The sequence below is a fragment of the Caloramator sp. genome (genome assembly GCF_020054765.1).
GTDB classification, from domain to species: Bacteria; Bacillota; Clostridia; order Clostridiales; family Caloramatoraceae; genus Thermobrachium; species Thermobrachium proteoclasticum.
The window spans coordinates 24,768-44,316 of sequence record NZ_JAIHAO010000011.1 but is presented as its reverse complement, the minus strand read 5'-3'; the positions used below and the strand labels follow the sequence as shown (position 1 = coordinate 44,316).

Sequence of the window (19,549 nt, the reverse complement as noted above, 5' to 3'; positions counted from 1 at the left end):
ATTAACCTCCATCAATTTTTCTTTAGTATTTTTGCACTAAGGATTGCCTTCCCTATAAGTTCCTTTTCATTTTCATTATACATCTCAATTTCTACTTTTGAATAATGTCTTCCCATATCTATTATCGTTGTATTTATAGTAACAACCGAATCTACCTGAACTGGCTTTACATAAAAAACAGAAAAGGAGTCAACTGCAATATTTAGATGATTTCTCTGCCTTAGTGCTATGGTTCCTACCGTTGACATAACTAAAGTTAGAGCGTTCCAGCTTGCTGTACCTATTGGATTTAACATCTCTGGTATTATTTTTCCTGTAAATTTCATCCCCTTTTCTGTATTTATACAAGTAAAGTTCTTTAATACTAAATCATCTATTGTTTGTCCAACCTGTGGTTGTCTGTTAACATACTGCAGTGCCTTTATAACATCGTGCCTACTTACCACACCAACAAGTTGCTTATTCTCAACAACAGGAATTAATTCAATCCCCTCCCAAACAATTATATGTGCAACGTAGGCAACAGAAGTTTTTGGTGTTACAGTAATAGGTTCCTTTGTCATATATCTACCAACTGGGTCATCATCTTCTGCATCAAGCTTTATGTCTTTTATTGTTATTATACCTACAACCTTATTAAAATCATCTACAACAGGGAACTTACCGTGCTTTGTTATGAGCATTTTTTCCTTAAGTTCCTTTATAGTAGAGTTAACATTGATGTAGGATATCTCTGTCTTCATTATATCTTCAACAAGTATTATATCCTTTTTTATTAGGTTTTCTGATATTGCCTTATTTATCATTGAAGCTGTTGTAAAGGTGTCGTAGGTTGATGAAATAATAGGAAGTCCTTTTTTGTTTGCAAGCTGCTTTATTTCATCAGAACAAGTAAATCCACCTGTAATCAAAACAGCACAATCTTTTTCAAGAGCAAGTCTCTGTGCCTCTTCTCTATTACCAACAATTAAAAGATTACCTGGAGATATATATTTTTTCATTATCTCAAGAGTCATAGCACCTATAACAAATTTATTTAATGTTTTATGAAGACCATCCTTTCCCCCAAGTACCGAACCTTCAACTATGTTTACAACCTCTGCATAGGTTAAGTTTTCTATGTTCTTTTTTTCTACTTTTTCAATTCTAACAGTTCCAACTCTTGGTATTGTACTTACAATTCCCAATGTTTCTGCATCCTTTATAGCTCTATATGCAGTTCCATCACTTACATCCAAAGCGTTTGCTATTGATCTTACAGAAATTTTAGTACCCACCTTAAGACTTTGAATGTATTTTATAATCTCCTCGTGTTTTGACATAGCTCCACTCCCTAACCTTAAGTCTTAATAATAATTATATCAAAAAAAGGGCTTTAAACATAGCCCTTAGGAATCTTTTAATTCTTCTGCGATTTTTTCTATTTTTCTTAATCGATGATTTACACCTGACTTGCCAATAGGAGGATTTAACATCTGCCCAAGTTCCTTTAAGGATACATCAGGAAAGTTTAATCTAAGCTCTGCAATCTCCCTTAAATTTGGTGGAAGCTTTTTTAAACCTACCTTTTCCTTTATAAAATTAATAGATTCTATTTGTCTTACAGCCGCATCAACAGTCTTATTAAGGTTTGCTGTTTCACAGTTTACAAGCCTATTAACATTATTTCTCATCTCTTTATATATTCTAACATTTTCAAGCTCTAAAAGTGCATTATGTGCACCAATTATATTTAAAAGGTCAATAATCTGTTCACCTTCTTTTAAATAAACAACAAAATTACTCTTTCTCTGGATTACCTTTGATGTTAGGTTATATGAGTTTATTAGTTTCATTAAATCTTCAGCATATTCAAGGGAATTTGTAACAAACTCAAGATGGTATGTCTTTTCAGGATTGCTAATTGAACCACCACCTAAAAAAGCTCCTCTTACATACGCACGTCTACAGCAGGATTTTTTTATAATCTCAGAATGAATTTTATGGTAAATACCTAAGGTACCATCCGAGTGCTGCTTTAGTATCCCTGTTTTTAATAATATGTCCTTTGCCCCCATCTCAGGTGTTATTAAAAGCATATAGATGTTATTTTTTTTGAATGTACTGTTCTTTTTTACCATTATGTCTGTATGAACACCAAATATATTTTTTAAAAGTGAAAAAATCCTTCTTGCAATGGCAGGGTTTTCTGTTGAAACCCTTAAACCAAGTCCATTCTTACCATTTATTTGAATTGTTCCACTCATTTTCATTATTGCAGAAAGTTCCGCCAGCTGACAGCAACTCTTTTCGTCTTGAATTCTGCATAGTTCACTTTTTGCAACCGACGAAAAGGACATTATATCACCTACCTTTTGTTCTTTAGTCTCTCGCTTAAATAATAATAATCTAATACTCTTCTTCTATCGTTAGGGAAAATGTATTTTATAATAAGCTCCATTATTGTTTTTGCCAATACCTTTGTATTGTGTCTTAAAAGGCCATTTTCATTAATATAAACAAGGTCTTTAAATATTATATCAACTGTATCCCTAATATTTTCAACGTCATTTTCAACAACTTCTTGTCCGTCCTCTTTATACTTTTTAAAATACTCCTCTGGTATTTTACCATTATTTGCTATTATAAAGTTTATAAACTTTCCACCACAGTGCTTTTCAATTGCATTTAGATGGTCGGATAGTTTATATCCTTCTGTTTCGCCAAGCTGAGTCATTATATTTGAAATATAAACCTTTATAGCCTTTGATTTTTTCACTGCCTCTGCAACCTCTTTTATTACAAGGTTTGGCATTATACTTGTATAAAGGCTTCCTGGACCTATAATTATACAATCAGCATCTTCAATGGCTGATATTGCTTCATCTAAAGGTTTTGCATCCTCAGGTTCAAGAAAAATATAATCTATTTGCTGTTTTTTTTCATAGCAAACCTCCGGAATGACGGATTCACCTTTTACTATCTCACCATTTTTCAGCTTTGCACATAATGTAACATCCGTTAATGTAACAGGATAAACCTTTCCTTGAACTACAAGAACATCACTCATCTTCTTTATAGCATCTTCAAAATTATTCGAAATACCATTCATTGCTGCTATAAAAAGATTTCCAAAACTTTGTCCCTTAAGATCTCCATCTGTAAACCTATACTGCATAAGTTCTTCCATTAGGGGCTCGGTATGTGCAAGTGCAACAAGGCAGTTTCTTATATCACCTGGTGGAAGCATTCCTAATGTTCTTCTTAACTTTCCAGAACCTCCACCATCATCTGCAACTGTAACTATTGCAGTTATGTTTGTGGTATATTCCTTAAGACCTCTAAGCATTGTTGAAAGACCTGTTCCTCCACCTATCGCAACGATTTTAGGGCCTCTTACCTGCATTCTCTGTTCAAAAAATTTATTTGAAACAGTTTCTTTGTTTACTGATATACCTGTTATAATCTCCATAAAATTTTTAAAGGCCAATTTTATAGAGGCATACATTAGTATTATTCCGATAATTAATATATATATAAACAAAACAAAATAGGAATCATATATTAAACCTCTAAATAAAATTTTTGAAATACCTAAAATAAATAGCAAAAGACCACAAAATCCCATCAAAATCCATCTTTTGATGTTAAGACCCGGCCTAAACCATTCAAATATCATCATTACTTTCCATCCCCCGCTAAATCCTTTGTTATATCTCTATGCGATATAAGTACAGTATGGTTATTATTTTTTAGATTTTCATAAATTTTATTTGCTATTGCAACGGAACGATGTCTTCCACCTGTACATCCTATTCCAATAACAAGTTGGGATTTTCCTTCTCTTATATAGTTTGGTATTAAAAATTCTAAAAGGTCGGTTGTCTTTTCAACAAATTTATTTGTCTCATCCCATTTAAAAACATAGTCGTAAACTTCCTTATCTATACCTGATTGTCTTTTTAGTTCATCTATATAATAGGGATTAGGAATAAATCTTACATCAAACACAAGATCACAGTCAAGTGGAATTCCATATTTAAAACCAAAGGAAGTAACTGTTATGATTAGACTTTCAAATTTTTCACCCATAATATAAATCTTGTTTATCTCTTCCTTTAGCTGTCTTACTGTAAGCCTTGAAGTATCTATAATATGGCTTGCCTTTGATTTTATATCCTCAAGCTTTTTTCTTTCTTCAAGAATTGCATCTTCAATTCTTTTTCCTGATGAAAGTGGATGACTTCTTCTTGATTCTTTAAATCTTTTTATTAAAACATCATCCTGTGCATCAAGGAATAATATTTCATATTTTAGTCCCATATCTTCAAGGGATTTTAATCCTACAAATATGTTATCAAAGAAATTTCTACCTCTAATATCAACAACTATTGCTATTCTATCAATCTTTCCCTTTGATTGATAGCATAATTCTGCAAACTTTGGAATAAGTGCTGGTGGTAAATTATCTATACAAAAAAATCCTATATCCTCTAAACACCTTATAGTTTGAGTTTTTCCAGCACCTGATAAACCTGTAACAATAACAAACTGCATAATTGACCTCCTTAATTATTTTTCTGCATTAATTATTCTTGTTGGTGGAAGATTTGCCTGTTTTGCAACATTTAATGCCCAATCAAAGTTACCAACATCTTCAGGTTTGTGAGCATCGCTGTCTATTGAAAACATAACTCCCTCTTCCATTGCTATTTTAACATAATCTAACGTTAAAAATCTATGACTTGAATTAATTTCAAGAGCTGTTCCTCTTTTTACCGCTGCCTTCGCAAGTTCTCTTGTATCAATATCAACTTTTGCACCTGGGTGAGTAATTATATCTATTTTATACTTGTTTATTGCTTTTATTAACGCATGAGTATTTGTTCTTCTACACTCTTCTCTTAACTTCTTATTATACTTTGCCATTTTGTTTTTAATATATAGTATATAAAAATCCTTTAATGATTTTAGTTTTGCACCATTATGAAAACCAACTAAAATCTTATCAAGAAGTTTTAATTCTTTTTCGGTTACATCTATATCTCCTTCAGTACTTATAATATTCGCCTCAACACCTAAATAGATTTTTATTTTATCCTTGTATTTTTCGTTTAACTTATCTATTTCTGCCCTCATCTTCTTTAATTTTTTATAGTTTACACCGAAAAACATATGACCAGGACCGTGATCCGATATTACAATTTCCTTTAGTCCTTTATTAATCGCTGCAACAACATTTTCCTCTATTGTACCTTTACCGTGGCTATATATTGTATGTGTATGGTAGTCGCCAAAAATCTTTATCATATGTATCACTCCTTGGTTTGGGATTTTAAATTATTTTATCATATAATTTTAATTATAGCATTATTAACAATAGGGACGGTTACTTATTTTTCAACCCTAATGTTACCTTCACATTGAGTTTGGGTGACTTTGGGTGACTTTGGGTGACTTTGGGGACGGTTACTTATTTTAGCATCTATTAATTTAAAATACTCCCTAAAAGCTAAAACTGTGCAACAATTAGCATAGGTCATCTCTCTATCTTAATAATACATAAATTAATTTTTGTGTAATCACCTTAGCATTATATATAGTAACAAATTGAATTATTGTATATATTGGTTTAATTTTAATATTTATTTGTCCAACATATTATGTCTTTCTCAATCATAAAATTATCCCTCAATCCATTATTAATACTACATTATTTTAAAAATTTATGCATATAAACATATATAATTAGTTGCTACATATAAGTTTTTATTTGGGCTTGTCCATTACCACCATAATAAAATTTATATATTTTTTATATTTCAAAAAAATTACTCCCTTTTCATCAAATGAATAATTTTTTATTTACTTTATAAAGCCTGTTGAAGTATTTCATTTATAATACATTCGTATTTTTTATTTCTTACCAACTCTGCTCCTATGCCGCACAATCTTGAAACCCTTGCTTGACCTATATTACCAAGTATCTTACATATGTCAGCACACTTTAAATCACATAGTTTTCTTAATATAAAACAAATAAGAGCCTTAGCTTCAACACCGTCTCTTCTATATTTAAAAAGAGCATACTTATTTATATTAAACTTTTGCATAATAATCAAAATTATTTTTTCAGGTGAAAAATCTCTAACTAAAATTTTTCTCATACTTCTGTATTCAGTAGGTTCATTTGAAAATTCTTCTTTTTGTATATCTATAAATTTTTTAACTTTAAAAATAAAATCTCTATATTGTACACGTGCACTAACATCATTTAACCCAAACATTGATAAAACAAACACGTCATCAATTAAATCAAAATTGTCTTTCTTTAATCCTAAATATATTGCTAAAGAAGAAAAGGGATATTCCTCAGGGTGGTGCTCATACCCCTTAATTGCAGTTGCATTAAAATGAACATATGCTGTTAATGCAAAAAGGTAGCGTTCGCTCTTTACAATTTTGCTTTTAAATCTATCCTGAAATAAATGTCCGTGCCTTTTATGCCTTTTATTAAAGCACATAGCATATTTGTAGTTTATAAAATGCATTATTTTTGATATGTCAGCACCATTAGCATCTATAACAAAATGGGCATGATTGTCCATTAAACAATATGAATACACTATAAATTCAAATTGTTCTTGAGCTTTTTTCATATAATTTAAGTAATTAATCTTATCTTCATCATCCTTGAATAGATTTACTTCTGAAATACTCTTTACCATTATGTGATATATTGAATCGTATGATTTTTCCCTTGCCATTCTTGGCATAAAAAAAATCACCTCCAAATGTTTTTATACTTATTTTTCCAATTATGAGGTGATTTTATACCATTATTACTATTTAATTTTTCTAAAGTAATAACTTTAAAATATATACTTTTATTGTTAATTATTAGTTTCAATAATATAAAGAAGAAATTTGTTTAAACTGACCAAAGTAGATATGCTAATATCCATATCTACTTTGGTATAATTAATTTTTAAATAGAATTGTAATTGTTATTGCATCAATAAGTAACCGTCCCTAAATTGATAATCCTAATTTAAATGCCTTTGTATTTATTTCAACTAACTTTTCAGGCAAAACATCTTTTATAACTCCATCCCAATCTAACGTCTCAAGTGCTAACGATTTAACTAATGCACCTAATATAACCATATTTTGTGTTTTTATATTACCAACATCCTCAGCAATCTTTGCTGCATTAAACAGCTTATATTCTACTCCCGATTCTTTAAGCTCTTCTTCAATATTATTAGGATACTCCTCCTTACCTATAAGTACAGGTAAGGAATATATCTCATAATCATTAACAATCAATTTACCATGCTTTTTTAAATAGTTAATCCACCTTACAGCCTCAACCTTTTCAAAAGAAACTACAACATCAGCTTCACCTTCACCAATTAAGGGGGAATATACCTTATCTCCAAACCTTACTTGTGTTGTAACACTTCCTCCTCGTTGTGCCATTCCGTGAACTTCAGACATTTTAACATCATATCCAAACTTTAATAGTCCCTCAGTAAGCACTTTTGATGCCAATATAATTCCTTGTCCACCTACTCCAACGAACAATATGCTTTTAACCATTAGAAATTCCCCCCTTTTTCAATTGCATCAAATTTGCATACCTGTTGACAAACTGTACAAGCATTGCACATATTCTTATCTATAACTACGTTGTTGTTTCTTATTGAAATAGCAGGACAGCCTGTTCTCAAACAAGCCTTGCACTTTTTACATTTTTCTTGATTTATAACTAAATATTTGCCTGATCTCTTCTTTTGTACTTCTTTAATTAAAGCACAAGGCTGTTTTGTTATAATTACAAAGGGCTCCTTTGAATTATATGCATCCTTTACAGCCTCTTCTGTAGCCTTTAAATCATATGGATCAACCACTCTTATATTTTCTTCCTTAATACCAACAGCCTTTACAATACTCAAAATGTCAACAACCTGAGTTATCTCACCCTTTATTGTTTTTCCTGTTCCCGGATTTTCCTGATGTCCTGTCATAGCTGTAATACTGTTATCCAAAATAACAGCAACTATTGGACTTTGATTATAAACTGCATCTATTAACCCTGTAATTCCTGAATGGAAGAAGGTTGAATCTCCAACAAATCCAAATATTTTTCCCTTTCTATTTGCCATTTTATATACCTTTTCAAATCCTATTGCTGCTGATATTCCAGCTCCCATACAAATGACTGTATCCGTAACATTAAGTGGCGGCATCATTCCTAAAGTATAACAGCCTATGTCACCTGTTGCTATAATGTCTTTATACTTACTTACTGCATAAAAAATTCCTCTATGAGGACAACCTGGACATAATACTGGTGGCCTTGATGGTACGTTTATATCTAATTGATACTTTTCTTTTTCCTGTTTCCCCAAAAATGCTCCTCTTACAATATCTGGATTAAGTTCTCCACAGATTGGTATTATCTCTTTTCCTACACAGTCAATTCCCATTGACTTTATGTAGTTTTCAAGATAAGGCTCGTTTTCTTCTACCACATATAACATTTCAACTTCTTTTGCAAAATTTCTTATCAACTCATCTGGTAAAGGGTAACTAAATCCAATCTTTAGATATGATGCACTATCGCCAAATACTTCTTTTGCATATTGATAAGAAACTCCGCTTGTTACTATTCCTATTTTTTTATCTCCCCATTCTATTCTGTTTAATGGAGTATTGTTTGATAATTCCTTTAGCTTTTTTAACCTTTCTTCAACCTCAACGTGTTTTATTCTTGCATTTCCTGGAATCATAACATATTTTTTAACATTTTTTTCATAATCTTTAAACCCAACTTCTTCTCTTTCTGAAAGCTCAACCACACCTTTACTATGAGCTATTCTTGTTGTTATCCTAAACAAAACAGGAGTGTCATATTTTTCACTTATTTCAAACGCATATTTTATATAATCTTTACACTCTTGGCTATCTGAAGGTTCAATCATTGCAACCTTTGCGTGTGGTGCATATAATCTATTGTCCTGTTCGTTTTGTGAGCTGTGCATACCAGGATCATCTGCAGAAATTATAACTAAACCTCCATTTGCTCCTTCATATGCAATTGTAAAAAGTGGATCTGCAGCAACATTTAATCCCACATGCTTCATTGCACAAAGTGCTCTTGCACCCGCAATAGATGCCCCACAGGCTACCTCCACAGCAACCTTTTCATTCGGAGACCACTCTGAATAAATTTCTTCATATTGGGCTATATTTTCTAATATTTCTGTACTTGGAGTACCTGGATATGCTGCAGCAAATGTACATCCCGCTTCCCATGCTCCTCTGGCAATAGCTTCATTGCCTGACATTATTTTTTTCATCCTCATCCCCCCATATAGGTTATTTATTATTAGCAACCAAACTTCCAAGTGCTATGGAGTTTAGTTTTGCTTCGTGTGTATCTGCTCTTGAAACTAATACTATTGGACATTTTGCTCCCATAATAATCCCTGCAGACTTTGCCTTTGCAAAATAAGTTAACGACTTTCCTAATATGTTTCCTGCCTCAATATTAGGAACAAGTAGTATATCTGCCTGACCTGCAACAGGACTTGTAATACCCTTATGTTTTGCTGCCTCTATAGATATTGCATTATCAAGTGCCAATGGCCCATCAATAACACAATCTTTTATTTGTCCTCTTTGGTTCATTTTAGATAAGGCAGCTGCATCAAGTGTAGCCTGCATATCAGGGTTTACAACTTCTACAGCACAAAGAGGAGCAACATGAATTGGATTTATTCCAAATGCCTTTGCTACTTTAACAGCATTATTTACTATTTGAACCTTTTGATAAAGATCTGGATATGTAACCATACCTCCATCAGTTAAAAAAAGAAGTTTATGATAAGTTGGAACGCTATATACCATAACGTGACTCAAAAGCCCACTTCCTCTTAGCCCCTTCTCCTTGTCTAATACTGCCTTTAAAAGGTCTGCTGTACCAATTAAACCCTTCATTAAAAAGTCAGCAATATTATCCGCCACAAGTGATACAGCAATCCTTGCTGCATCTGTTAAATTATCTGTATGTATAACTTCATATGAGTCAACATTTATTTTTAGTTCATTTGCTATTTTTAATATCTTTTCTTTATTACCTACAAGAATTGCATCAATTATACCAAGTTTTACAGCTTCATCAACTGCTAAAAGAACCTCTTCATCTTCTGCTGTTGCAACTGCAAGCTTCATCTTAGGCTGTTGCTTTACAATTTCAATCAATTCATCAAAATTTTTTATCATTGTTATTCACCCCCTATAAATTTACCTATTCTTATTTTATCAAATATTTTTTATATTTAAAATATTTTGTTTATTCCTCCTTCATCTTAATTGTCTCAATACCTTTAACATTTTCTAATAAACCCATTATTTCACCTGCATTTTGCATATACATAAGGTTTGTTGAAATTTCCACCTCAACATAATAATCATCTATTTTTTGAAGCTCTATATTAGTTATATTAATTTTCTTTTTACCAAATATACTTGCAATTTCCCCTATAACTCCAGGTTCATCCTTTAAAATCATACTAAAAACTATATATCTTTTACCTTGAATAATTCTTTTTTCTATTCCCTTAAACCATCTTAGACAGAAATAAATAAATGAAGTTGTAATAATACCTTCAAAATATAGCCCAGAACCAACAGCAAGACCAATGCAAGCAACAGACCATATGCTTGCTGCAGTAGTTAATCCCTTTACATTTACACCCTCCTTTAATATTGTACCTGCACCTAAAAAACCTATGCCACTTATCACTTGAGCTCCAAGCCTCATAGGATCATAATTAACTATAGAATTTAATTTATAATAATCAATTGAAATTATTTGTACTAAAGTAGCACCAAGGCATACTAAAACGTGTGTACGAAGTCCTGCTGGTCTATTTTTAAATTCTCTCTCATAACCAACAGTTCCTCCTAATATAAAGGACAGCATTAATTTAAAGATAATTATAATATATCTTTCCATAAAATCACTCCTGAATTTTTTATATATATTAAATTATATTTTACTTATTGTACAGTAAAACATTAAAACTGGGGACAGTTACTTATTTTTTATAGCCTGAGAACATTATCTAATTTTATTTTAGCTATAAATCTTATAAGAATAACTTTCAAGTTTCTTTACTAATTTAAAACTTTATTGCAAGTATTCTGATCAATATTTTAAAAATAAGTTATATACCACTTTAAAATACCTCATCCTCTACCCCTTAAAAACTAAAAGTATTGCAAAAATAAGTAACCGTCCCTACTTATTTACTAAATAGAATTAAAATATACAATGTGCCTTTAAATCAATAATTGATAAAAACAGTCAAGTCTATATAATGTTAATTTTTTATATTATACCTTACCCCTTATTGTTTGAGTAGGTCAAAAATTAAGTAACCGTCCCTTTTTACAAAAGTAAGAAAGAGCAGACATCCAAAATTAGTGTCTGCTCTTTCATTGGTTATAACTTAATAAAATAAGTAACTGTCCCTATTATGCACTTTTTTCTGAAATAATCATTAATGATGTACCTATTATAATAACAAAAACTGCTCCTACAACTATTAATGTGAAATCAAAAGGTGATCCTGTTTTTGGTAATTTTTTATCTGTATTATGTGTTTGCTTTTCTGAACTACTATTTTCATTGTTATTATTTTTATTTATATTATTTTCAGAGCCTTTATTTACAGCTTCATTATATTTTTCATTAAATAAGTCAACTGCTTTTTGAGATAAGAAAATTTTATCACCATTATAAACAATTACACCATCTAATGTGTATTCTGTTCCATTAATATCAATTTTATTTGTATATGCATATGCAGTTAGTGTTATATCTCCTTTCTTTACTATTGCCTTTGGATTATCTGAATCACTTAAATCTAATGTAAAATTAGCACCAATATTTTCAAATGCATCTTTAGCATTAATAAATAATTCTTTAGTAGCCTTACTTAAATCTACACCTAAAACTCTTTGTATATATCTATTAATTTCAGTATTATCAACTGTACCTGATAATCTTTCTATATCATAAGGTGCATAAACATAAAGCATTACATCTCCACCTGTGTGTCCACCTGTTGTAAAACCTATTTTTGTTCTATTACTTACAACTTCATTTATCTTACCATCTTTTATTTTTGCTAACTCTTCACTGTTTATATCATTATAACCATAATATGTTGATACAAGGCTTAATATTTCGCTATCAGATTTTCCAATTATCATATTATTAAACCTTTGTACAGTAGCCTTAGCATTTTTTATATTGAAAACACTATCTGCAAATGTAATATTATCATACTTATATCTACTATCTGATGTAGAACCAGTTTCATAGCCAACTGGATCATTGGCGTGTGCAGCCCAGTCAATCTTACTTCCCTCTACCATTAAAAAGAATCCATCTTTATCCTTTGATAAAACTTCTATTGCCTTTCTTGTCATTTCTGCAAGAGTTGGTTCCTCAGGTCTTGTTTCTGCTCTATCTATATCATATGCTAAATCCTTTGGTGCAAAAACTCCCCATATCTTACTTGCTTTTGAATTTATCATTTCATTCTTAGTTGTTACATAATCATACCCAAGTTTTTTAATTTCTTCTTTCAAATCTTTATTATCATTTCTTTTGCCTGCACCATCCTTAGCAAAGAAACTATCTCCTCCACCTAAAACAACATCAGCATTATTATAAATCTGTTGCTTTGATAATGCATTATAATTACTTCTATCTGGATAATGTGCCGTAAAATCTGCAGGTGTTGCATGCATTATTTCTGAAGTTGCAACAATACCAGTAGCCTTACCATTTAATTTTGCAGCTTCAAGTATTGAAGCCTTTGGAATCTTATCTGTATCTACTCCTACATACTTATTATTTGATTTTACTCCAAGTGCATAAGCTGTTGCAGCAGGTGCTGAATCTGTTATTGGACCATTTGCCCAATATGTTTTTACATATCCTGATGCTATCTCATCTAATGTTAATTTATCATTTCCTACTATTCCATCCTGTGCATCCTTATACCATCTCGCAAGCGTTGTCGTTGCTATACTCATACCATCTGGTATCAAAAATATTACATTCTTTACCTTTCTTTGTTCTTCTGCCATTGCTATATTATTTTCTCTTAAACTTTTAAAAGTAATTGCCGAAATTGACAATATTGACGCCAATACAATACTTGTAATTTTTTTATTATATATTTTAAAATTCATATATAATGCCTCCTTACTTAATTAAATCAACAATTTTATTAGGAATATAAAACTTTCCGGAAACAAAAGGCATTACAGATTCTATTTCTACTATATTGCCATTTAACTCATACTTATTTGTGTACAAATATAACTTAAGTACATCCGAACCCTTTGTTACAATTACATATGCATTTTTAACATCATCAATTTCCTTTGTAGCATCCTTAGGATCCTGAACTTTAGGTATAATTATATTTACTGTTGCTCCCTTTGCTTCAAAAGCAGACTGTCCTTCAACAAATAATTCTCCTGTCAATGTATTTAATTTTTCTTCTCCTAAAAGTATCCTTTGCATATACCTATTAACTTCTGTATTATCAACTACTCCCTTTAGCTTTTCTACTCCAAAAGGAGCATATATACCAAGATAAACGTCTTCACCTGTATGTCCACCTGTAGTAAAACCTACCCTTAAACGTGCACTTATAACTTCATTTATTTTGTTTGACTTTATTTTATTTAATTCATCTGAATTTAAATCATTTATTCCATAATTTTCAGCAACAATACTTCTTATTTCATCATCACTTTTCCCAACAATTAAATTATTAAATGTTTGTGCAGTCATTTTAAAATTTTTTATTTTGTTCACGCTATCTTCAAAACTAATATTATCATAAGAGTATCTCTTATCCTTTGTTGAACCTGTTTCAACCAACTGGATCATTGGCGTGTGCAGCCCAGTCAATCTTACTTCCCTCTACCATTAAAAAGAATCCATCTTTATCCTTTGATAAAACTTCTATTGCCTTTTTTGTCATTTCTGCGAGAGTCGGTTCCTCTGCTCTTGTTTTTTCTCTATCTATATCGTAGGCCATATCTACATCAGCAAACATACCCCAAATTTTATTAGATGTAGCTTGAAGCATCTCCTGCTTTGTTGTGACATAATCATAACCTTTTGCTATTAATTCATCCTTATATACTTCCGAATATTTCTTACCTCCACCTAACACCACATCTAATCCATTATAAACCTGTTGTTTTATGATTGCATCATAGTTACTTCTTGAATCAATATGTGCTGAAAAATCCGCTGGTGTAGCATGTGGAACTTCACAAGTAACTACAAGACCAGTTGCTTTCCCATCTAACTTTGCAGCCTCCAATATAGTTGCTAAAGGTTTTTTATCTTTTGACACTCCAACATATTTATTTTTTGTTTTTTGCCCAACAGCATAAGCTGTACCACCAGGTGCTGAATCTGTTATTGGACCATCTACCCAATAAGTTTTTACTGCTCCTACAGAGATTTCATCCATAGCAAGTGGTTGTCCATTATTATACCATCTTGCAAGCGTTATAGCTTCTGTGCTCATCCCATCTCCAATTAACATAATTACATTTTTTACTTTTCGGGGACTTTCTGCTTTAACATTAAAAGTATTCCTAATACCTGTTGTAACTAAAGAACCAACAAGTACAATGCTACATAAAGCCCCACAAAATATTTTCTTAATTTTGCTATTCATAGCATATACCTCCTATTTAAATTCTTATTTTATAATAAATTTCTTCTGTTACTATGTATTTATATTTACGTTATAAGTATGTTAATTATTTAACTCGAATACAAAATTAAAGGATGTCCTATTTAATTTGGACATCCTTTAATTTTGTATTCATTATACCTTTCAACTGCTCTAATCTTTCCTTAGATAAAGGTTCTACACCTTCAAGCCTATATTTCATACCCAGCTCAGCATATTTGTTTACTCCGTGCACGTGATATGGTAGTAGCTCTACCTTTTCAACATTTGGAATGGTGTTAATATAATCAGCAAGAGCCCTTATATGGTCTTCTGTATCCGTTATACCTGGAACAACAACGTGTCTTATCCAAAGCTTTGTGTTATTTTTTTTAACCGCATCTAAAAATTCTAAAAACCCATGCCTATCATAACCTGTAAGCTTTTTATGTTCAACATCTTCAATATGCTTTATATCAAGAAGCACTAAATCTGTATATCTTAATATTTCATCATACATACCAATTCCATATCCTGATGTATCAAGAGTTGTGTGTATTCCTTCCTCTTTACATCTTTTAAAAAATTCTATTACAAATTCAGGCTGGAGGAGGGGATCTCCGCCTGAAAGTGTAACACCGCCGCCCGAGTGATTAAAATATATTTTATACCTCTTGACCTTCTGCAAAAGCTCATCAACTGTTATTTCAAATCCACCGTTTCTATCCCAAGTATCAGGGTTGTGGCAATAGGCACATCTTAGTTTGCATCCCTGCATAAAAACTACAACTCTTATTCCAGGTCCATCAACAAGTCCCATTGTTTCAATGGAATGAACTCTTGCCTTTAACATTTCCTACTCCCCTTTATATTCTTTCATGGAATGTTCTCTTTATAACATCAAGTTGTTGTTCCTTTGTTAGTCTTGTAAAGTTTACTGCATATCCTGAAACTCTTATTGTAAGTGTTGGATACTTTTCTGGATGTTCCATAGCATCCATAAGTGTTTCTCTATTTAGCACGTTAACATTTAGGTGGTGTGCATTTTGTGCAAAGTATCCATCCATTATCGCAACAAGATTATTTACTCTCTCCTCCATATCCTTTCCAAGTGCGTCTGGAAGTATTGAGAATGTATTTGATACCCCATCCATACAGCTTGTATATGGTATTTTTGCAACTGAGTTAAGTGATGCAAGTGCACCTTGTATATCTCTTCCGTGCATTGGATTTGCACCTGGAGCAAATGGTTCACCCTTCTTTCTTCCATCTGGTGTTGAACCAGTCTTCTTACCATATACAACATTTGAAGTTATTGTTAATACTGAAAGTGTGTGTATTGCATTTCTGTATGTTGCATGTTTCTTTAGTTTTTCTATAAATCTTTCTACAAGCTCAACTGCTATTTGGTCTACTCTATCATCATCATTTCCGTATTTTGGATATTCGCCTTCAACTTCAAAATCTACTGCTATTCCATCTACTCTTATTGGCTTAACCTTTGCATACTTTATAGCACTTAATGAGTCTGCTGCAACTGATAGACCTGCTATACCAAAGGCCATAAGTCTTTCAACTTCTGTATCGTGCAGTGCCATTTGTAGTGATTCATAAGCATACTTATCATGCATATAGTGTATTACATTCATAGTATTTACATAAAGGCCTGCTAACCATTCCATAGTTTCATCAAATCTTCTCATTACATCATCGTAATCTAAGTATTCACCTTGTGGAATATCTGTCTTTGGTCCTATTTGCATTCCAAGCTTTTCATCAACACCACCATTTATTGAGTATAGTAGTGCCTTACCAAGGTTTGCTCTTGCTCCAAAGAATTGCATTTGCTTTCCAACCTTCATAGCAGATACGCAGCAAGCAATAGCATAGTCATCACCAAATATTGGTCTCATAACATCGTCATTTTCATATTGTATTGAGTCTGTCTTTATTGACATTTCTGCACAGAACTTCTTAAAGTTTTCTGGAAGTTTAGTTGACCAAAGCACTGTCATATTTGGTTCTGGTGCAGGACCAAGATTTACAAGTGTGTGTAGGAATCTGAAGCTGTTCTTTGTTACAAGTGTTCTTCCATCTACACCCATACCACCAATAGCTTCTGTTATCCAAGTTGGATCTCCTGCAAATAGTTCATTATATTCAGGAGTTCTTAGGTGTCTTGCCATTCTTAGCTTCATAACAAATTGGTCTATAAGTTCTTGTGCTTCAACTTCAGTTATAACACCATTTCTTAGGTCTCTTTCTATATATATATCAAGGAATGTACTTACTCTTCCAAGGGACATTGCAGCACCATTTTGTTGCTTGATTGCTGCAAGGTATGCAAAGTAAACCCATTGAACTGCTTCCTTTGCATCCTTTGCTGGTTTTGAAACATCATAACCATAGGATGCAGCCATCTTCTTTAATTCTTCAAGTGCCTTAATTTGTTCAGTTAACTCTTCTCTTAGTCTAATTACTTCTTCAGTCATTGCACCAACAAGCTTTTTCTTATCTTGTTGTTTCTTTTCTATTAGGTAGTCTGCCCCATATAATGCAAGTCTTCTGTAGTCACCTATTATTCTTCCTCTACCATATGCATCTGGAAGACCTGTTATAACACCTGATTTTCTTGCAAGCTTCATTTCATCTGTGTAAGCATCAAATACACCTTGATTGTGTGTCTTTCTATATTTTGTAAATATATCTACTATTTCTTGGTTAACTTTATATCCATAAGCTTCTGCAGCTTGAACTGCCATTCTTATTCCGCCCCAAGGGTTAACTATTCTCTTAAGTGGAGCATCTGTTTGAAAACCAACAATCACTTCATTTTCTTTATCTAAATATCCAGGCTTATATGCATTTACTTCTGAAACTGTTTCAGTATCTACATCTATTACACCCTTTTTTATTTCTTCTATTATAAGCTTCTTTGCTTCTTCCCAAAGCTTTGCAGTCTTTTCTGAAGTAGGTACTAAAAATGATGCATCTCCTTCATATGGTGTATAGTTCTTTTGTATAAAATCTCTTACATCTATTTCTTCAGTCCAACGACCCTCAACAAAACCTTGCCATTCATTAAACTTCATAGTAATTACCTCCTTATGTAGAACATCTTTCTTAAGCCTATTATATACCTTTTTGTTATCTGTATCAATATATTTTTTGCTTATTTTTCAATTATTTTTATCACTTTTTGTAATCTGTTATATCTCACAAAATCTTCTGTTATATTGATAAAAAATAGATAATATTGTTAAGTTTCTGACAATAATAATTATTAATTAACTCCTATTTACTTTATTTTAGGTTATAAAAGTACAGAAATACATTAAATCTATCAAAGTTTATCTGACACACTTTAAACAAAAAAATTTTTATCAATAAATTAAAATTAGGTTAAAACTAAAGTTGTGCTCCTCTAAAAACAATTATACGTATCTCTTATCCAACCAAATAAGAAGTAGAAAACTATACCTTCTAATCATAACCAACCTAATTTGGCTATAATAAAAAAAGCCCTTTGAAGGTTTTGTTATCGTTCGTTCATTTCACTAATCTAAGCTTTTGTTTAAAAAGTCCTACCCTTGCTATGCCCTCATCCGTAAAGGTCACTAACTTGGAACACCTGTACAATATTAAGGACTTTTACAAAATCAAAAAGCTAAGACTTATCAAATACCTTCATTGGGCTTTTGTATACCAATTATCACTATATTTGTTAATTATATTATTCTTTATTCCATATTCCTTAATATCTTATAACTCTCTCATCTATATCCCTAATGCTGTTACATCCTGTTAAAATCATTGCAGACTTCAATTCTGCTGCTATCTTGTCTATATATGCCTTAACTCCTTCTTCTCCTCCACCAAAGGATGCAGTTACAAATGGCCTTCCAATCAAAACAGCGTCTGCACCAAGTGCCAACATCTTTAAAACATCAACACCTGTTCTAACTCCACCATCTGCAAGTATTGTAATCTTACCCTTTACAACCTTTGCAATTTCTGGCAATACCTCTGCAACTCCAGGAGTATGGTCTAATACCCTTCCACCGTGATTTGATACAACAATAGCACTTGCCCCAGTTTCAACAGCAAGCATTGCATCCTCTACAGTCATAACTCCCTTTAATATAAATGGTAATTTAGTAGATTGAACCAGTTCCTTAATCTCTTCAACTGTTTTAGGACCTACAGGTTTCCCATAAAGTGCCAAGGTAATTAATCCTGCTGCATCTATATCAACTCCAACTGCAAATACACCAGCATCCTCTGCCATTTTAATCTTTTGTATTATGTTTTTATTCTCCCAAGGCTTTATTATTGCAATTCCTTGTCCTCCAACCTTTTTAAGCTCTTCTAAATTTGTTGGTAAAAAGGAATCTACGGCAGTATCTCCAACAATAGGATAAATTCCTCCACTTAAACATCCCCTTATTACCCAGGAAATATACTCTCTTTCTGTAAATTTACCTCCCATATTAAGAGTTGTACCTGATACCGGTGCCGCCATTACTGGAATTCTTAATTTCTTACCAAATAGTTCTATAGAAGTGTCTGGATCCTTAGCACTATGAATTACCCTCATATTTACTTTAAGCCTATCAAGTGCCTCATAGTTTGCTAAAAACGCACTTCCTGTACCTGTACCACCCATTCCTGGAACTTCTCCAGCACAGGCCCTTCCATTACAAACACTACACACTCTACAGCTACCATTTAGATTTTCCTTTGCCCTTTTTAATACTTCTTTATAATCCATAACTATCCCC

At 32.0% G+C, this 19,549-nt stretch carries 16 protein-coding genes; all 16 read right to left on the bottom strand.

What is annotated here, in order from left to right:
* Positions 1-11: 11 nt before the first annotated feature.
* Positions 12-1,322 carry a DRTGG domain-containing protein gene (locus JG776_RS05625; protein WP_027307625.1) on the bottom strand — a complete coding sequence of 437 codons (1,311 nt, stop codon included), beginning with the start codon at positions 1,320-1,322 and terminating at the stop codon, positions 12-14.
* 66 nt (positions 1,323-1,388) lie between these two features.
* A complete protein-coding gene (gene whiA, locus JG776_RS05620) occupies positions 1,389-2,339 on the bottom strand; it encodes a DNA-binding protein WhiA (protein WP_291965482.1) in 951 nt (316 codons plus the stop codon).
* Between the two features lie 8 nt (positions 2,340-2,347).
* Complete coding sequence (locus JG776_RS05615; RefSeq protein ID WP_291965480.1) at positions 2,348-3,661, bottom strand: YvcK family protein; 1,314 nt, start codon at positions 3,659-3,661, stop codon at positions 2,348-2,350.
* Positions 3,661-4,536: an RNase adapter RapZ gene (gene rapZ / locus JG776_RS05610; RefSeq protein WP_291965478.1), complete on the bottom strand. Its 876-nt coding sequence runs from the start codon at positions 4,534-4,536 to the stop codon at positions 3,661-3,663. The genes JG776_RS05615 and rapZ overlap by 1 nt, the downstream gene beginning before the upstream one ends.
* A 15-nt stretch (positions 4,537-4,551) precedes the next feature.
* A complete protein-coding gene (locus JG776_RS05605; protein WP_291965476.1) occupies positions 4,552-5,289 on the bottom strand; it encodes a PHP domain-containing protein in 738 nt (245 codons plus the stop codon).
* 560 nt (positions 5,290-5,849) lie between these two features.
* Complete coding sequence (locus JG776_RS05600) at positions 5,850-6,755, bottom strand: transposase (protein ID WP_291965473.1); 906 nt, start codon at positions 6,753-6,755, stop codon at positions 5,850-5,852.
* A 256-nt stretch (positions 6,756-7,011) separates the two neighbouring features.
* Positions 7,012-7,581 carry an indolepyruvate oxidoreductase subunit beta gene (locus tag JG776_RS05595; RefSeq protein ID WP_291965471.1) on the bottom strand — a complete coding sequence of 190 codons (570 nt, stop codon included), beginning with the start codon at positions 7,579-7,581 and terminating at the stop codon, positions 7,012-7,014.
* Complete coding sequence (iorA, locus tag JG776_RS05590) at positions 7,581-9,344, bottom strand: indolepyruvate ferredoxin oxidoreductase subunit alpha (protein WP_291965469.1); 1,764 nt, start codon at positions 9,342-9,344, stop codon at positions 7,581-7,583. The genes JG776_RS05595 and iorA overlap by 1 nt, the downstream gene beginning before the upstream one ends.
* Positions 9,345-9,363: 19 nt before the next feature.
* Positions 9,364-10,269 (bottom strand): phosphate butyryltransferase, encoded by a 906-nt coding sequence (ptb, locus tag JG776_RS05585; RefSeq protein WP_291965467.1) that lies wholly within the window; start codon positions 10,267-10,269, stop codon positions 9,364-9,366.
* 70 nt (positions 10,270-10,339) lie between these two features.
* Positions 10,340-11,005, bottom strand: a complete 666-nt coding sequence (locus tag JG776_RS05580; protein WP_291965465.1) for an MgtC/SapB family protein — start codon at positions 11,003-11,005, stop codon at positions 10,340-10,342.
* Positions 11,006-11,526: 521 nt separating this feature from the next.
* Positions 11,527-13,257 carry an alkaline phosphatase gene (locus JG776_RS05575; RefSeq protein WP_291965463.1) on the bottom strand — a complete coding sequence of 577 codons (1,731 nt, stop codon included), beginning with the start codon at positions 13,255-13,257 and terminating at the stop codon, positions 11,527-11,529.
* A gap of 13 nt (positions 13,258-13,270) precedes the next feature.
* Complete coding sequence (locus tag JG776_RS05570) at positions 13,271-13,966, bottom strand: hypothetical protein (RefSeq protein WP_291965462.1); 696 nt, start codon at positions 13,964-13,966, stop codon at positions 13,271-13,273.
* Positions 13,950-14,771 carry an alkaline phosphatase gene (locus tag JG776_RS05565; RefSeq protein WP_291965460.1) on the bottom strand — a complete coding sequence of 274 codons (822 nt, stop codon included), beginning with the start codon at positions 14,769-14,771 and terminating at the stop codon, positions 13,950-13,952. The genes JG776_RS05570 and JG776_RS05565 overlap by 17 nt, the downstream gene beginning before the upstream one ends.
* Positions 14,772-14,889: 118 nt before the next feature.
* Positions 14,890-15,621, bottom strand: a complete 732-nt coding sequence (gene pflA, locus JG776_RS05560) for a pyruvate formate-lyase-activating protein (RefSeq protein WP_291965458.1) — start codon at positions 15,619-15,621, stop codon at positions 14,890-14,892.
* 13 nt (positions 15,622-15,634) lie between these two features.
* Positions 15,635-17,860 carry a formate C-acetyltransferase gene (pflB, locus tag JG776_RS05555; protein WP_291965456.1) on the bottom strand — a complete coding sequence of 742 codons (2,226 nt, stop codon included), beginning with the start codon at positions 17,858-17,860 and terminating at the stop codon, positions 15,635-15,637.
* Between the two features lie 662 nt (positions 17,861-18,522).
* Positions 18,523-19,539 carry an alpha-hydroxy-acid oxidizing protein gene (locus JG776_RS05550; RefSeq protein WP_291965455.1) on the bottom strand — a complete coding sequence of 339 codons (1,017 nt, stop codon included), beginning with the start codon at positions 19,537-19,539 and terminating at the stop codon, positions 18,523-18,525.
* Positions 19,540-19,549 lie beyond the last annotated feature (10 nt).

What these genes read in the sequence shown, in the direction of transcription:
- JG776_RS05625 (WP_027307625.1), bottom strand. Translation starts at nt 1,322, where the DNA reads ATGTCAAAACACGAGGAGATTATAAAATACATTCAAAGTCTTAAGGTG.
- whiA (WP_291965482.1), bottom strand. Translation starts at nt 2,339, where the DNA reads ATGTCCTTTTCGTCGGTTGCAAAAAGTGAACTATGCAGAATTCAAGAC.
- JG776_RS05615 (WP_291965480.1), bottom strand. Translation starts at nt 3,661, where the DNA reads ATGATGATATTTGAATGGTTTAGGCCGGGTCTTAACATCAAAAGATGG.
- rapZ (WP_291965478.1), bottom strand. Translation starts at nt 4,536, where the DNA reads ATGCAGTTTGTTATTGTTACAGGTTTATCAGGTGCTGGAAAAACTCAA.
- JG776_RS05605 (WP_291965476.1), bottom strand. Translation starts at nt 5,289, where the DNA reads ATGATAAAGATTTTTGGCGACTACCATACACATACAATATATAGCCAC.
- JG776_RS05600 (WP_291965473.1), bottom strand. Translation starts at nt 6,755, where the DNA reads ATGCCAAGAATGGCAAGGGAAAAATCATACGATTCAATATATCACATA.
- JG776_RS05595 (WP_291965471.1), bottom strand. Translation starts at nt 7,581, where the DNA reads ATGGTTAAAAGCATATTGTTCGTTGGAGTAGGTGGACAAGGAATTATA.
- iorA (WP_291965469.1), bottom strand. Translation starts at nt 9,344, where the DNA reads ATGAAAAAAATAATGTCAGGCAATGAAGCTATTGCCAGAGGAGCATGG.
- ptb (WP_291965467.1), bottom strand. Translation starts at nt 10,269, where the DNA reads ATGATAAAAAATTTTGATGAATTGATTGAAATTGTAAAGCAACAGCCT.
- JG776_RS05580 (WP_291965465.1), bottom strand. Translation starts at nt 11,005, where the DNA reads ATGGAAAGATATATTATAATTATCTTTAAATTAATGCTGTCCTTTATA.
- JG776_RS05575 (WP_291965463.1), bottom strand. Translation starts at nt 13,257, where the DNA reads ATGAATTTTAAAATATATAATAAAAAAATTACAAGTATTGTATTGGCG.
- JG776_RS05570 (WP_291965462.1), bottom strand. Translation starts at nt 13,966, where the DNA reads ATGATCCAGTTGGTTGAAACAGGTTCAACAAAGGATAAGAGATACTCT.
- JG776_RS05565 (WP_291965460.1), bottom strand. Translation starts at nt 14,771, where the DNA reads ATGAATAGCAAAATTAAGAAAATATTTTGTGGGGCTTTATGTAGCATT.
- pflA (WP_291965458.1), bottom strand. Translation starts at nt 15,621, where the DNA reads ATGTTAAAGGCAAGAGTTCATTCCATTGAAACAATGGGACTTGTTGAT.
- pflB (WP_291965456.1), bottom strand. Translation starts at nt 17,860, where the DNA reads ATGAAGTTTAATGAATGGCAAGGTTTTGTTGAGGGTCGTTGGACTGAA.
- JG776_RS05550 (WP_291965455.1), bottom strand. Translation starts at nt 19,539, where the DNA reads ATGGATTATAAAGAAGTATTAAAAAGGGCAAAGGAAAATCTAAATGGT.